Below are 15,802 nucleotides of genomic sequence, written 5' to 3' on the forward strand. Positions count from 1 at the left end.
ACTTTTACATCCTTTTAATGAAGCCCCTTTTTCTAGTATTAAAAACGAACATTTCAAGCCCGCATTTGAAACTGCTATTAGCATGGCTAGAAAAGAGATAGATACGATTGCAAATGCTACAGCGTCACCAACTTTTGAAAATACACTGGTTGCTCTTGATTATTCTGGCGCACAATTAGATCGGATCTCTAGTGTGTTCTTTAATTTGAATAGCGCAGAGACCAATGAGGAAATTCAAAAAATAGCTCAAGAAGTATCGCCATTGCTTTCTGAGTTTGGAAACGACATTACCCTTAATGAGCACTTATTTGCCCGTGTCAAAAGTATCTATGACCAAAAAGAAACCCTTGATTTATCTGCAGAAGAGCATACCCTTTTAGAAAAAACTTATAAAAGTTTTGCTCGTAATGGAGCGAACTTATCTGAGGATAAGAAAACAAGACTCCGGGAAATAGATGCGGCGCTCGCTAAATTAAAACTCACCTTTGGAGAATATGTTCTTGCAGAAACCAATGCATACGAACTACACCTTACAAACGAAAGTGATCTAGACGGACTTCCTGAAAGCGCCAAAGAAGCAGCCGCAAATGAAGCGAGTACTCGTGAGAAAGAAGGATGGGTCATTACATTAGATTACCCGAGCTATATTCCGTTTATGAAGTATGCAAAAAATAGAGAACTGCGAAAAGAACTCGCTATAGCATTTGGAAGCAGAGCCTTTAAAGGCAATGAATTTGATAATCAGAAAAATGTATTGCAAATTGTACAACTACGACACGAACGTGCCAATCTACTTGGGTATCCAACACACGCTCATTTTGTTTTAGAAGAGCGCATGGCAGAAACACCTGACAAGGTGATTTCTTTTCTAAATACCCTATTGGAAAAAGCAAAACCTGCTGCAAAAAGAGAATTTGCACAGTTAGAAAATTTCGCGAAAGCGGAAGATAACATAGACCAATTAGAAAAATGGGATGGTTCTTATTATTCTGAAAAGCTAAAACAGAAATTATTTAGCCTTGATGATGAACAACTAAAACCATATTTCAAATTAGAGAATGTAATTGCTGGTGTTTTTAAGGTTGCTGAGAAATTATTCGGACTTCAGTTTGAAGAAGTATTTGATGTAGACACGTATCACAAAGAAGTGAAAACCTATCGTGTGCTTGACGCAGATGGTGATTTTATTTCGCTATTCTATGCTGATTTTCACCCGCGTAAAGGAAAGCGTGGCGGTGCCTGGATGACCTCCTTTAAATCGCAAATGATGAAAGATGGCGTAAATGAGCGTCCGCACGTCTCGAACGTGTGTAATTTCACCCCCTCTACAGCGAGCAAACCTTCGTTACTTACGTTTAATGAAGTGACTACGTTGTTTCACGAATTTGGTCACGGACTCCACGGGATGCTTGCCAATACCACTTTTCCTAGCTTATCAGGAACGTCTGTATATTGGGATTTTGTAGAGCTTCCAAGTCAGGTGCTGGAAAACTGGTGTTATGAAAAAGAAGCGTTAGAATTATTTGCTACACACTATGAAACAGGCGAAGTGATTCCAATGGAGTTAGTACAGAAAATCAAAGATTCGGCGACGTTTCAAGAAGGAATGCAAACCTTACGTCAAATCAGTTTTGGATTGATGGATATCGCTTGGCACGGTCAAGACCCTTCTGAAATCACGGATGTAAAAGCTTTTGAAAGCGATGCTTTTGCTGGAACCCGTTTATATCCAAAAACACCAGAAACCTGTATGAGCACTTCGTTTTCTCATATTTTTCAAGGTGGCTATGCTGCTGGATATTATAGCTATAAATGGGCAGAAGTACTCGATGCAGATGCTTTTGAATATTTTAAAGAGCACGGAATTTTCAATAAAGAGATTGGTCAGAAATTTAGAGAACACGTTTTATCCAAAGGAGGAACTGAAAATCCTATGACGTTGTATAAGCGTTTTAGAGGGCAAGAACCTCAGCCAGAGGCATTGCTTAGGAGAGCGGGGTTGATTTAAAATAAGTCAGATTGAGGGCAGTCGAAAACTATATAATTAACAGCTATGGGTTCTCGACTGCGCTCGAACGGACATTTTTTCTACTTAAATAATTACTTATTCTTCTCCTCAATCCACTTTGACATAAACTTGGTGCTTTGTAGGGTATGATGTTGTAACATCTGTCCTGTAAAGTTTTGTTGTCGGTGTGATACTAGGGTTGTCTTATAATTTTCAATAGTATTATAAAAATCATCTTCAAAGTCTATCTTTTGGAAACGATTATTGATCAGGATGCGTCCGTGATCTTGTGCTATTTCCCACACCTTTTTATCGGTGTAGAGGGTGGTGGCCGCTTTCGCGAAAGCGGAAAAATCATCTTCAATCATTCCTCCCCAAGTGAAATCGCCTTGCAACGCCTCTGTGCCTATCTGTGTCGTAACACTCGGTGTACCGCATTGCATAGCGTCTATAAATTTGCCTTTAAGACCCGCGCCAAAACGCAAAGGAGCCAATAACACTTGGGCTTTTGACATGACTTCTTTGGCATCTTCGGCTCTACCTTTTATATGAAAGCCTTCTTTAGGGTTATGCAATTGAAATACCTTATCGGATGGATAGGCTCCGTAGACGTGGAGTTGTGCATCAGGAATGGCTTTACGAATTTCTGGCCAAATCGTTTGTTTTAGGACTAATGTCGCATCCCAATTGGGTGTGTGTAAAAAATTACCGATAGAGATAAAATGTGCCCGTTCCTCAAAAGGAATAAAATCTCCTAGCACAGATGGCAGTAAAAAAGGTAAGTAATGTAGGAGCGCTTTAGGAACTTTAAAAATATTTTGGAGCAACTCCATTTCGTACTCAGAGATCATAAGCGTCAAATCACACCGATAGATGCTGGCGATTTCACGTTTAGCGATATCAGAAAACAGGTCACTTTCTTGAAAAGCGCGATTTTCTTTGACAGCCTGCTGTCGTGCCTTACGTAAACAATGTAAATCTTCTGTGTCTAGAATGCGCAGTGCATCAGGACAGTGTTGTGTAACTCGCCAACCAAATTGCTCCTCGACCATAAACCGATCAAAAAGAACGATATCGGGTTGTAGTTCTTGTATGTAGGCATCAAAACTAGGATCATTGAGTGTGATCGTTGTGGTTGTAATTCCCTTTTGTGTAAGATCGACGGCGTATTCGCTTTTTGATGCGGTAGATGCGTAGGTGACCTCCCACTCTTTGGAAAGCAACAGATCTATGAGTTGCAACATCCGACTTCCTGCAGCCGATGACTGTGGTTCTACCCAAACACTTGAAATTACAAATACCTTCACGAGGTAAAAATAAGCAATAGATAGGGTTTAAAGTTAGTACATGAAATAAGAATGTTCCAAGTTTCAGGTTTCAAAAAATCAAATTATAAATTTCAAAAAAATAGAGTATTGTTCTATTTTCAACTTGAATTAGAGTAACATTCTATTTTTAAATCAGAATTTTAATACTCTTTCCTTTCTGCTTTTTGGCGAAATCAAATCACACAATCTCCTTAAGTAAAATCTCAAATCTCAAAAAAATCAAATCTCAAATTCCAAAAAATTAAATTCCAAAAAAGACCTCCCACCTCCCGCTTCCAGCCCAAAAAACAAACACTTTAATATATAAATGTTTCAATATGTTTTGAAAGTTTAAAAATATTCGTATCTTTGATATATGAAATTTACAGAAGCAAAATCAAAATTTATTCAAACATGGGGAGCATTGGGTTCTCAATGGGGTATTAATAAGACCATGGCACAAATACATGCGTTACTTATGATCTCACCAGAACCTTTAAGTATGGAGGATATTATGGAAGAGCTTCAAATCTCCAGAGGAAATACAAGTATGAACTTGAGGGCTTTAATGGATTGGGGCATTGTCTTTAAAGAATACAAGCCAGGAGAGCGTAAAGAGTTTTTTACTGCCGAAGGAAATATAGATGAATTAGCACGTAAAATAGCAAAAGAAAGAAGTCGAAGAGAGATCAAACCTACCTTACGCGTTTTACAAGACATCAGCGCCATTGACGGGTCTGAGTCATCAAAAGCCGCTCATTTTAAAGCAAAAACAGAAGAACTCTATGATTTTGTCTCAAGAGCAGATAATATGTTAGAGAAAATAATTGACCAAAAAGAAAATTGGATTACAAAAACAATTATGAAACTAATGGGTTAATACCCATTGGTCTCTAAAATAAATGCACTTTTTTTTAACTAAAAGTTTCATTAATTTCTGAAACTTTAAAATATTCTAACCATGAAAACACTAAAATCTATAAACAATGTGCTACTTACGCTTATGCTATTATCAGGTGTATTAGGCTTTATCAATCCAGAATTTTGGATGATCTCCATCGTATTTCTATTGACTATTGGTACTTTTCAAGGAATCACAGGGTGTGTTCTATTTCTTTTACATCCTAAGAGTATTCGTTTTCAATTATACATTGGAGGTCTTTTGTTATTTGTTATCACGTGTTATCTCCCTATTCCTAATCTCTGGATGATCTTACCTATACCGCTTTTGATGTACTTCACTTTTATGATTCATACCGTTCACCAAGAAAGACCAAAATATAAAACACTTAAAACTATTTAGTTATGAGTATCAATATTCCAAACTGGCTCATTATTCTAGGAGGATGTGGTCAAATTTTTACAGCGCTTATTTATCCGTATATACGTCATCAGGTTTTTGATTGGTATACTGATGTAAAAAAACTGAAACCGCTTAATCAAGAAATTGTAAAAACGTACGGACGTTATATCCAAGGGCTTAATTTCTCTTTTGGACTTATGGCTCTTTTACTTACAGAAGATCTTAAAAATCAAACGCCCTTAGCCTTGGCAATCACGGGATTAATTGGAGGGTATTGGGTAGGTAAAGTAGCTACTCAAATTGCCTATTATCCTATGTATGAAATCCCTCAAAAACCACTATTTAAAGTGGAAAGCTATTTTATGAACACGCTTTTTGTACTTTTTGCTACGGTATTTACAGCATTGTTTATACACAATCTAGTAGGAATCCTTAAAACTATGTAAGATGAATATAACACTATCACCTACCACAAATACCACACATATCGATCATAAAAAGATAAATGCGACTTCTAAAGAAATCAAAACTTTTTATGATGAAGCTACAGAAGATTATACCTTTTGGAGTCAGGACTTTAATATGCATTTTGGATATTTCTCATTTGGAAAAACAAATCTATTCCTACGTGATACGATGCTTAATGAGATGAATTCCCAAGTTCTTAAAAGACTTGAGCTCTCTTCTTCAAAACAATTGGTGGCAGATTTAGGATGTGGTATGGGAGGAACGATGCGCCATTTTTTACATAGGCATTCTTTATTATGTATGATAGGCGTCACGCTTTCTGATTTTCAGGTAGCAGAAGGCAACAAATTATTAAAAAAGTATCCTGCTGTTATCGTCAAAGAAGATTTTAGAAATACCTCTATAGAGACCAATAGTGTTGATGGTGCTATTGCCATCGAAAGTTTTTGTCACACTGGACATAATATTAAAACACTCAAAGAAGCGCATCGGATCCTAAAACCTAGCAAACGACTGATTATTGGAGATGCTTTTTTGAAAAAATCACCAGATCAACTATGTTTTGGAAGTTCTTATAGTTACAAGAAACTTTGCGAAAAATGGAGTCTAGAGGGTCTCGGAGTGATCCAAGAAGTCGAAGAAAACTTAAAAAAAATAGGTTTCTCAAAAGTCAGCGTAGAAGACATATCTCCTCGTGTAGCCCCTTCGGTATTTCACGTGCCTTTTGCTATACCTTTGTTTCTTTTAAAGAAAATACTAAAAAGAGAGCCTATCAAAAAGCAAAGTTGGGATAACCTTAAAGCTTCTTTTTATGCACTAACTTCCGGATTACACATGAAAGATTTTGGGTATTACCTCATCACTGCAGAAAAATAATACCGTTATGAAACACTTATATAACATCAACAAAGTTGTCATTATTATCAACCTAGTACTTGTCATCATTCCTTTTCTAGGACTTGTATTTCTGCTTGTTACAGGGTTTTTTCAGGTAATTTCATTTATTGCATGTCTTATCTATTGGAAACGTATAGATCACTCATTACGCAAATACTTTATAGCCTATCCATTTTTAGCTGGGATTTGTTTAGGTATTTTAGCTATAGAAACTGATGTATCGTTTACAATAAGCCTCTCTTTATCCGCTTTATTAGCTTTGAGTTTTTTGTTTCTTTTAAAGAAGCAAAAAGATATAACACAAAAAAACGCAATAGATTCATTATAATAATATACATCATGAGTAAATTAATCATTGCTGGAGGTACTGGCTTTTTAGGAGCTGTGATCACATCGTATTTCAAAGACGCTTATGACGAGATTGTTTTGCTTTCGCGAAAGCAAAAAAAAACCCAACCTCATTATAGAATCGTTATTTGGGATGCTAAAACCATAGGTTCTTGGGCTTCCGAATTGGAGGGTGCATCTGTACTCATTAATATGACAGGAAGGTCTGTAGATTGCAGATACAATCAAAAAAATAAAGATCTTATTTTAAACTCCCGAGTAGACAGCACAAAAGCGCTAGGCGAAGCCATTGCTTTATGCAAGAATCCTCCCAAAGTATGGCTCAACTCTTCTACAGCGACGATATATAGACATTCTTTAGACCAAGAAATGGACGAAGAATCTGGAGAGATAGGAGAAGGATTTTCTGTGAGTGTTGCAAAAGCATGGGAAAAAGCATTCTTTAAAGCAGAGACATCCGGTACCAGAAAAATTGCGCTACGCACGGCTATTGTGTTAGGAAAAAATGGGGGTGCATTACGACCCATGATCAAAATTACAAAGCTAGGTTTAGGAGGAAAACAAGGGTCTGGTAATCAAAAATTTAGCTGGATACATGAAGCTGACTTTGTACGAATTATTGACTTTTGCATCAAGAATAGAACTTTAAAAGGTCCTATTAATGTCGTTTCTCCTCATCCGTCAGACAATAAAACGGTAATGCGTTTATTACGCAAGACACTCAGCGTTCCTTTTGGGATTCCTTCTAATAAGGCTTTGTTAGAAATAGGCGCATTTGTCATTAATACAGAAACGGAGTTACTTTTAAAAAGTCGTAATGTTATCCCAAAACGATTGCTAGATCATGGATATACATTCTTATATCAGGACTTAGAAATAGCACTAAAAGAATTGACTTCATGACAGTAATCATACTACATACAGAGATTCAAACCACAACAGAAAAAGCTTTTCAACTCTCATTAGATATTGATTTTCATAAGAAAACAGCTTCACAGACACAGGAAGAAGCCATTGCAGGGATTACTTCAGGCATTATAAAATATAACGAAACGGTTACTTGGAGAGGAAAACATTTTGGTGTATTCTTAACGCATACTTCGCAAATAACCGCTTATGAAGCACCTACGTATTTTGTGGATGAGATGATCAAAGGAAATTTCAAATCGTTTAGACATCAACATTTTTTTGAACAGAAAGAGAACACGGTACATATGAAAGATATCATTACATACAGTACTCCTTATGGGATTTTTGGAAAATTATTTGACAGCTTACTTCTTAAAAAACACCTGACAGATTTTATCAAAAACAGAAACCAAACGTTAAAAACAGCGTTAGAAAAATAAGACTAAGCATTTTAGAGTCTATTTGCTTAGTTAAAAAAAGGCAAGCTTTTGTGTGGTGCAGGCTTGCCTTTTAAATACCTTATAGCGCATTGTAATAGTGTACTATTTTTATAGTTCTTGACACATTCCTAATGTAAACTTCATAAATGAATTGTCAAAACTTCCTTTTGTATGGCAGATAAAACCCAAACAATCAAAATCAAAATAACTTTACACTATTTTTACAAAACCATACATAAAATATATAAATGATGTATTTAACGTGTGAAATTTATCAAAATTGTTATTTTTGTTTGAACCCTCGATAAAACGGCTATGCCAAAAAACCAAATAGATCCTACAAAATGGGTCGATCAATATTCTGATTACTTATTTAATTTTACGGTCGCTCGGGTGAATGATCGAGACATGGCTCAGGACTTAATATCTGAGACATTTCTAGCGGGTCTTAAGTCGATGAAAAATTTTAAAGGAGAGGCCAGTGAACGTACTTGGCTAATCTCTATTTTAAAACGTAAAATTATTGATCACTACCGTAAGTCTAATTCAAAAAAAGGAAAAGCAGAGGTTCACATTAATTATAAAGACGACGAGAGCGAAGGCGATTGGCTAGAAGAACGTGTCGCAGATCCCTTTGATAAAACAGCTGAGGATCAAATCCAAAACGAAGAGCTTGGAGAAGCTATATTTAACTGCTTATCAAAGCTTCCAGAAAAACAAGCACGTATTTTTAGAATGAAAACAATAGATGATTTTGATACGGAAACTATTTGTAATGAATTTGATATTACTCCGTCTAATTTTTGGGTAATTATCCACAGAGCCCGCACAGCAATGGCGAGTTGCATGGAAAAAAACTGGTTTTAATTCCCAAAATAGTAAGAAAGAACAATATGAAAGTAAAATTAGAATGTCACGAAGCAAATCATATTTGTGACAAAAATCAATACAAAGAAGCTGGTTTTCTAGAAAAAGTTAGACTTACTTTTCATTTGATTTATTGTAGAGCATGTAGAAAATACACAGCTAATAATACAAAACTCACAAAAGCAATGAATAACCCTAAAGTAGATACCGTAAGTCAGGCTGAAAAAAATGCACTTAAAGAAAGACTAGCTCGCGAATTAGGACAGTAATACTTGTGTCAAATACAATATCCCCCACCAAATAATAGGCAGGCTTTCTACAAAAAACGAGGCATAATATCTATACTGCTTATCTGAAGATCCTATTAAAAATAGAGCAGAAAGTATTCCTATCACAAACAAGGTAAGTACATGCCCATACTGGATTTTATCTTTAAAAAATTCCAGAACAAAAAATACAATAAGCAATCCCACTCCTAAAAACTTAGCATATCGTATTCCTAAACTTTTAGGGATTGTATTGATATCCTCACGGTCATAGTTCAGATCTCGAATATCAAACGGCAATGTGATCACGATAATAAATAAAAATCGTTGTACAAAAGAAATCCAAACATCCATCTGTAACGACTGCATACTATCTAAAACAGGAAGTATCACAGTGACTCCTGCCCATACAAAGGCAATGGTATACATTTTTGCACCGTAAAATGAACGTAAATTACGCTTTCGCGAAAGGATAGGTAACGCATACAACAACGTTAAAACCCCAAAAATCATACAAGCAAATAATACTTTATAAGGAAGATGTCTGGCATAATACATCATACAAACAAAACACACAAAAGAGAATAATTGTATCGCTTTTAGTGACTCTGTAAGACTTCTGTGGTGTAATTTGGCTAAGCTTGAATATTTAATAAAATTATATCCCGTAATACTCGCAAAAAAAACAAAGAAAATAAATTCTTTTTGATATAAAATGTCTAAGGTACTATAGGTTACAAAAACCAAAGCAACCACCGCTAAACTCACGTGTATGCTACTATTGATGTAAAAATTAAAAATACGTTGCAACCATTTCATTAGACAAAAATAAGACAACTGTTAATAAGCCTGTAAAATCGTTTACAACTTACCAAATTGCAAACTTCAAAAGGTATATTTTTTACAGTTATAAGTCGTAATTTTGTTACTCAAAAATTCAATCCAATATGAATACTGATTCATTTGCTTTACGCCATATCGGCCCAAGAAGATCTGACCTTCCAATAATGCTTCAAAAAGTAGGTGTTGAAACTATAGATCAACTCATCTTTGAAACCATCCCAGATAATATTAGACTTGATAGCCCACTTGCATTAGATCCTGCAATGAGTGAGCACGAATTTGCAGCACATATTCAAGAACTTGCTTCAGAAAACAAAGTATTCAATTCTTATATTGGGTTAGGATATCACCAAGCAGTTACCCCAGCTGTAATACAACGTAATATTCTAGAAAATCCAGGTTGGTATACAGCATATACTCCTTATCAAGCAGAGATTGCACAAGGTAGATTAGAAGCGTTGCTTAATTACCAAACCATGATTACCGATCTTACAGGTATGGAATTAGCAAATGCATCATTATTAGATGAATCCACAGCTGCTGCAGAAGCCATGGCATTGCTATTTGCAGTTCGTAGTAGAGATCAGAAAAAAGCAGACGTTGTAAAATTCTTCGTGTCAGAAGAAATACTTCCACAAACACTTTCTTTATTACAAACAAGAGCAACCCCTATTGGTATTGAACTCGTAGTAGGAAACCATGAAACTTTTGACTTTTCTCAAGATTTCTTTGCTGCTATATTACAATACCCTGGAAAATCAGGACAGGTACACGATATAGCAGACTTTGTTAGTCATGCAAATGCGGCTGAAATCAAAGTAGCAGTCGCTGCAGATATTTTAAGCCTTGTCAAGTTAAGAGCGCCTGGAGAAATGGGTGTAGATGTTGTTGTGGGAACTACACAACGTTTTGGTATTCCATTGGGGTATGGAGGTCCCCACGCTGCCTATTTTGCTACAAAAGAAGCATATAAACGAAATATCCCTGGACGAATCATAGGAGTTACAAGAGATACTGATGGAAATCGTGCTTTGCGTATGGCGCTCCAAACCAGAGAGCAACATATCAAACGTGATAAAGCAACTTCAAATATTTGCACAGCCCAAGTATTACTAGCCGTAATGGCGGGTATGTATGGTGTGTATCACGGACCAGAAGGATTAACGCATATAGCTAATAAAGTGCATAATACTGCTGCAACCATAGCAGACGCACTAGAAAAATTAGGACTTTACCAAGCTAATACTTCCTATTTTGATACTATTCAGATAAAAACAGATAGTAAAAAAATTGCTACAATAGCTGTTGAACACAATATTAATTTTTACTATCCGGATGCAGATACGGTTTCTATATCAATACACGAAGCTACAACGATAAAAGACGTCAATACTATTATTGCCGTATTTGCAAAAGCGTTAGATAAAACGCCAATTAAAGTAGAAGAACTTATTGAAGGTACTACTCTATCTAAAGGTATTGCTCGTAACACTCCCTTTTTAACACTAGATATATTTAATAGGTATCATTCGGAAACTGAATTAATGCGTTACATCAAAAAATTAGAACGCAAAGATCTTTCTTTAAATCACTCTATGATTTCTTTAGGATCTTGTACCATGAAGTTGAACGCAGCTTCAGAAATGCTTCCTTTAAGTGATCCGCAGTGGGGTAATATCCATCCATTTGCTCCTTTAGATCAAGCAAAAGGATATCAGACTATGTTAAAGAAATTGGAAGAGCAACTTACTGAAATTACTGGTTTTGCTGGAACATCCTTACAACCAAATTCTGGAGCTCAAGGTGAGTATGCAGGATTAATGGTGATACGTGCATATCATGAATCCAGGAATGATACGCATCGTAATATATGCCTCATCCCATCATCTGCACACGGGACAAACCCCGCAAGCGCTGTGATGGCAGGAATGAAGGTAATCGTTACCAAAGCACTAGAAAATGGAAACATCGATCTAGATGACTTACGCGCAAAAGCCGAAGAGCATAAAGATCATTTAGCAGCACTAATGGTCACCTACCCATCTACACATGGAGTATATGAAAGCGCTATTAAAGAAATTACAAGTATCATCCATAAAAATGGAGGACAAGTATATATGGATGGTGCTAATATGAATGCGCAAGTAGCACTTACACATCCTGGTGCTATTGGAGCAGATGTATGCCACTTAAATCTTCATAAAACATTTGCTATTCCTCACGGAGGTGGAGGTCCTGGAGTAGGTCCTATTTGTGTAGCGAGTCAGTTAGTTCCTTTCTTACCTTCTAATCCTGTAATACCTACAGGAGGAGATAAGGCAATAACAGCAATATCTGCAGCTCCTTGGGGATCTGCATTGGCTTGTTTAATCTCTTATGCATATATTACAATGTTAGGAGAAAACGGACTTCGCAGATCTACTGAATATGCCATCTTAAATGCAAACTACATTAAAGAACGTCTGGACGGTCATTATCAGTGTTTATATACTGGAGAACGTGGTCGTGCTGCGCATGAAATGATCATAGATTGCCGCCCTTTTAAAGAACATGGTATAGAAGTAACCGATATTGCAAAACGTCTTATGGACTATGGTTTCCATGCACCTACAGTGTCGTTTCCCGTAGCAGGAACCATGATGATAGAGCCTACAGAAAGTGAAAGTAAAGAAGAGCTTGATCGTTTTTGTGATGCTATGATTAGCATTAGAAAAGAAATAAACGATGCTGCTAATGATCCCAATAATGTTATGAAAAATGCACCTCATACGCTTATGATGGTCACCTCAGATACTTGGGATTTTCCATACTCTAGAGAAAAAGCAGCGTATCCATTATCTTATGTAGCAGAAAATAAATTCTGGCCTACAGTAAGACGTGTAGATGATGCTTATGGAGATCGTAATTTAATATGCACCTGTGCTCCAATTGAAGAGTATATGGAAGAAGCATAATAAAAATAGATGCTTTACAGTTTATAATAGCAGATGGATAGATCATCTGCTATTATATTTTGCACATTCTCTAAAAAAAAATAAAATCAAACATTCAACAATAGATACTGCAATATTTTTAAATAAATAACAATAAATTCATAAAAATATACGCATAAATTCATCTTGAATTAAGTATTTAACTGAGTTTGATTACTTTTACCAAATATAAAATATGACCATATTATGGGTATTAGAATTACAGGAATAGGAAGTTATATCCCTAGCGCAGTCGAAAAAAATGAAGATTTTAATAACCACTTATTTCTAAATAGTGACGGATCTTCCATAAAATACGAAAACCCAGTTATTATAGAAAAATTCAAAGCTATTACGGGTATTGAAGAGCGTAGATATGCAAAAGACCACCTTACGTCCTCAGACCTAGGCTTTTTTGCTGCTGAAAAAGCAATTATAAATGCAAACATAGATCCAGAAACTTTAGACTATATTATTGTAGCTCATAATTTTGGAGATGTACAAAAAGGAAAAATACAAAGTGATCTTGTCCCTAGTCTAGCATCCCGTATTAAACACAGCTTACGTATTAAAAATCCTCGTTGTGTTGCGTATGATATTTTATTTGGATGTCCAGGATGGATAGAAGGAATTATACAAGCCCAAGCTTTTATAAAAGCAGGAATGGCAAAACGCTGTCTAGTTATCGGTACAGAAACGTTATCACGTGTGATTGACAACTATGATAGAGATAGTATGATTTATAGTGATGGCGCCGGCGCAACAATTATAGAACAAGATGATAGCGAGACAGGTATTCTTTCTTTTGAATCTGCGACCTATACCTATGACGAAGCGTATTTTCTGTTTTTTGGAAAATCCAATAAGCAGGATGATAATGAAGACACTCGGTATATAAAAATGCACGGTCGTAAAATTTATAATTTTGCCCTAACCCATGTCCCACAAGCAATGAAATCTTGTCTTGATAAATGCGGTGAAAAAATAGAAAACGTCAAAAAGATTTTTATCCATCAGGCAAATGAAAAAATGGATGAAGCCATCTGTGAGCGTTTTTATAAACTATGTGACTATCCAATGCCTAAAAATGTAATGCCTATGAGCATTCATAAATTAGGGAATAGTTCTGTGGCAACGGTACCTACCATATTTGACCTTGTTATTAACGGACAAATTAAAGACCAAGAAGTACATAAAGGTGATTTAATCCTTTTTGCAAGCGTGGGTGCAGGGATGAATATTAATGCTATTGCCTATAGGTATTAGGTAGTTTTTCTATTGCCTTTCCAAATCACATTGAGTATCTTCGGAAACTACGTAATGAGTTACTAATACCAGTTTAATGATGAAATGTCGTATTCTTAATTTAAATTATTTTTTATTCAGATGAAATAGAAAATCAAAGCATAGCCACAGTTACGGTTTTATTTTATATTGAAATATGGATAGAAAAGAAACGAATTATATGCGATATTTTATGGTTAAAATGGTATAATATGTACGAGAATACTTTTCCTAGCAAACGCTATAAGCACACAATCCAATTTCTTAAGGAAGTAGTTCCCAATACAAATATTACAATTCTGGACTTAGGAGTACGTAATCCTTTTGTAGATTTTATGGAACGCGAAGGCTACACGGTAAAAAACACCTCTGGTGAAGACCTTGACTTAGACACTACTGCTGTACAAAATAAGGATTATGATGTCATTACCGCTTTCGAAATTTTTGAACACCTCTTATCCCCTTTTCACGTTTTAAAAGATGTAAAAGGAACTAAAATAGTTGCTAGCATTCCTCTTAAATTATGGTTTTCTCCTGCCTATCAAAGCAAAACAGATCCTTGGGACAGGCATTATCATGAGTTTGAAGATTGGCAGTTTGATTGGATTTTTGAAAAAGCTGGTTGGGAAATAAAGAAACGACAAAAATTTACAAATCCTGTAAAAAAGATAGGCATCAGACCCCTGCTTCGTTTATTTACGCCACGCTATTATCTGATATATGCCGAAAAAAAATCGTGATGGATGTGTACATTGTCATACCTTGTCATAATGAGGCCTCTCTTATTTCGCAAACTTTAGAATCTCTAGTAGCGCAAACAGTACTCCCAAAAAAGATTGTTGTTGTAAATGACCAAAGTACAGACACTTCTGAAGAGGTGATTTCCGCTTTCGCGAAAGCGTACTCATTCATATCTCTCGTCAACTCTAATGCTGAAGCATCGCACCTTCCTGGAAGCAAAGTCATACAAGCGTTTCAAAAAGGACTAGATACACTAGATGATCAATATGATGTAATATGCAAATTTGATGCAGACCTCATCTTTCCTCTGGATTATATAGAAACTATTATTTCACATTTTAAACAAGATCCAAAAATCGGTATGGTCGGTGGGTTTTGTCATATCAAGCAACAAGACAGATGGATATTAGAAAACCTAACAAACAAAGACCATATTAGAGGTGCTTTGAAAGCCTATAGAAAAGCATGTTTTAAACAAATAGGCGGTCTTAAAGCCGCTATGGGTTGGGATACCGTAGATGAGCTTCAAGCAAAATATTATGATTGGCGGATCGTTACAGATGAGCATCTTGCCGTCAAGCATTTGAAGCCTACGGGAAATACGTATACAAAAGCAGCTAAGTACAAGCAAGGTCAAGCTTTCTATGGGATGAGATATGGATTGATGCTCACAACAATAGCTTCTTTAAAACTAGCCTCTCGAAAAAAGAAGATAGGGTTCTTTTTTGATTATATGCGTGGTTATTTTCGCGCAAAGCGAAACAAACATTCTTATCTTGTTACCAAAAAAGAAGGTGCCTTTATTAGAAAATTAAGATGGAAAGGAATCATTTCTAAAATCACATCTTAAATTCTTAACACTATCCTGATACAACACCCTTTATATATTAGTATTTTTACAACATTATAAAGCACACAATATGCCTAGACTTAAATTTCTCCTCATAGGAATAGCAACTTTATCGATATTTTTTTCTTTTGCATAAGTAGCTGTTTTATATGCGACTGAAGCAGGATCACTTCCAATATCAGATTTAATGATATTGACGTTAATCTTATTTGACCAGAGTTCTAACTGTTCAATGGCAGCAGCTCTAAAAGTATCAGCAGCACCAAAAATTACAGATTTTTTATTATCTTTGTAAAACT

General features: G+C 35.7%; 16 protein-coding genes and 1 pseudogene. 14 read left to right on the plus strand and 3 right to left on the minus strand.

The window, feature by feature from the left end:
- Positions 1 to 2,008, plus strand: a 2,008-nt coding sequence (locus Q0505_RS05625; RefSeq protein WP_299210035.1) for a M3 family metallopeptidase, incomplete at its 5' end; no start/stop codon positions are given.
- Positions 2,009 to 2,100: 92 nt separating this feature from the next.
- Here the strand turns inward: Q0505_RS05625 and Q0505_RS05630 are convergent.
- A complete protein-coding gene (locus Q0505_RS05630; RefSeq protein WP_299210038.1) occupies positions 2,101 to 3,315 on the minus strand; it encodes a glycosyltransferase family 4 protein in 1,215 nt (404 codons plus the stop codon).
- Positions 3,316 to 3,691: 376 nt separating this feature from the next.
- Between Q0505_RS05630 and Q0505_RS05635 the strand changes: the two genes are divergently transcribed.
- From Q0505_RS05635 to Q0505_RS05675, 9 genes are all read left to right on the plus strand, one after another.
- Positions 3,692 to 4,195, plus strand: coding sequence for a MarR family transcriptional regulator (locus Q0505_RS05635; protein ID WP_299210040.1), 504 nt, complete (start codon positions 3,692 to 3,694; stop codon positions 4,193 to 4,195).
- Positions 4,196 to 4,276: 81 nt separating this feature from the next.
- Positions 4,277 to 4,618, plus strand: a complete 342-nt coding sequence (locus tag Q0505_RS05640; RefSeq protein ID WP_299210042.1) for a hypothetical protein — start codon at positions 4,277 to 4,279, stop codon at positions 4,616 to 4,618.
- Positions 4,619 to 4,620: 2 nt separating this feature from the next.
- Positions 4,621 to 5,064, plus strand: coding sequence for a hypothetical protein (locus Q0505_RS05645; RefSeq protein ID WP_299210044.1), 444 nt, complete (start codon positions 4,621 to 4,623; stop codon positions 5,062 to 5,064).
- 1 nt (position 5,065) lies between these two features.
- Positions 5,066 to 5,962 carry a class I SAM-dependent methyltransferase gene (locus Q0505_RS05650; RefSeq protein ID WP_299210046.1) on the plus strand — a complete coding sequence of 299 codons (897 nt, stop codon included), beginning with the start codon at positions 5,066 to 5,068 and terminating at the stop codon, positions 5,960 to 5,962.
- Positions 5,963 to 5,969: 7 nt separating this feature from the next.
- Positions 5,970 to 6,311 carry a hypothetical protein gene (locus Q0505_RS05655; protein ID WP_299210048.1) on the plus strand — a complete coding sequence of 114 codons (342 nt, stop codon included), beginning with the start codon at positions 5,970 to 5,972 and terminating at the stop codon, positions 6,309 to 6,311.
- Positions 6,312 to 6,322: 11 nt separating this feature from the next.
- Positions 6,323 to 7,234 (plus strand): TIGR01777 family oxidoreductase, encoded by a 912-nt coding sequence (locus tag Q0505_RS05660; protein ID WP_299210050.1) that lies wholly within the window; start codon positions 6,323 to 6,325, stop codon positions 7,232 to 7,234.
- Positions 7,231 to 7,680 carry an SRPBCC family protein gene (locus tag Q0505_RS05665; protein ID WP_299210052.1) on the plus strand — a complete coding sequence of 150 codons (450 nt, stop codon included), beginning with the start codon at positions 7,231 to 7,233 and terminating at the stop codon, positions 7,678 to 7,680. Before Q0505_RS05660 ends, Q0505_RS05665 begins: the two co-directional genes overlap by 4 nt.
- Positions 7,681 to 7,995: 315 nt before the next feature.
- The gene (locus Q0505_RS05670) at positions 7,996 to 8,547 is read left to right on the plus strand and encodes a sigma-70 family RNA polymerase sigma factor (protein ID WP_299210053.1); all 552 of its coding nucleotides are present in this window, start codon (positions 7,996 to 7,998) and stop codon (positions 8,545 to 8,547) included.
- Positions 8,548 to 8,573: 26 nt separating this feature from the next.
- Positions 8,574 to 8,816, plus strand: a complete 243-nt coding sequence (locus Q0505_RS05675; protein WP_299210055.1) for a hypothetical protein — start codon at positions 8,574 to 8,576, stop codon at positions 8,814 to 8,816.
- Here the strand turns inward: Q0505_RS05675 and Q0505_RS05680 are convergent.
- Positions 8,805 to 9,632 carry a hypothetical protein gene (locus Q0505_RS05680; RefSeq protein WP_299210057.1) on the minus strand — a complete coding sequence of 276 codons (828 nt, stop codon included), beginning with the start codon at positions 9,630 to 9,632 and terminating at the stop codon, positions 8,805 to 8,807. The two genes, Q0505_RS05675 and Q0505_RS05680, sit on opposite strands and share 12 nt — an antisense overlap.
- Before the next feature lie 128 nt (positions 9,633 to 9,760).
- Between Q0505_RS05680 and gcvP the strand changes: the two genes are divergently transcribed.
- From gcvP to Q0505_RS05700, 4 genes are all read left to right on the plus strand, one after another.
- Positions 9,761 to 12,610: an aminomethyl-transferring glycine dehydrogenase gene (gcvP, locus tag Q0505_RS05685; protein WP_299210059.1), complete on the plus strand. Its 2,850-nt coding sequence runs from the start codon at positions 9,761 to 9,763 to the stop codon at positions 12,608 to 12,610.
- 225 nt (positions 12,611 to 12,835) lie between these two features.
- Complete coding sequence (locus Q0505_RS05690) at positions 12,836 to 13,894, plus strand: ketoacyl-ACP synthase III (RefSeq protein ID WP_299210061.1); 1,059 nt, start codon at positions 12,836 to 12,838, stop codon at positions 13,892 to 13,894.
- Between the two features lie 230 nt (positions 13,895 to 14,124).
- On the plus strand, positions 14,125 to 14,652 hold the full coding sequence (locus Q0505_RS05695) for a methyltransferase (RefSeq protein WP_299210063.1): 528 nt from the start codon (positions 14,125 to 14,127) through the stop codon (positions 14,650 to 14,652).
- A complete protein-coding gene (locus Q0505_RS05700; protein ID WP_299210065.1) occupies positions 14,652 to 15,503 on the plus strand; it encodes a glycosyltransferase family 2 protein in 852 nt (283 codons plus the stop codon). Before Q0505_RS05695 ends, Q0505_RS05700 begins: the two co-directional genes overlap by 1 nt.
- Positions 15,504 to 15,557: 54 nt before the next feature.
- Here the strand turns inward: Q0505_RS05700 and Q0505_RS05705 are convergent.
- Positions 15,558 to 15,802 (minus strand): annotated as a pseudogene (locus tag Q0505_RS05705) (hypothetical protein); the annotation flags it as partial.

Source organism: uncultured Dokdonia sp., assembly GCF_937910895.1.
Classification (GTDB): domain Bacteria; phylum Bacteroidota; class Bacteroidia; order Flavobacteriales; family Flavobacteriaceae; genus Dokdonia.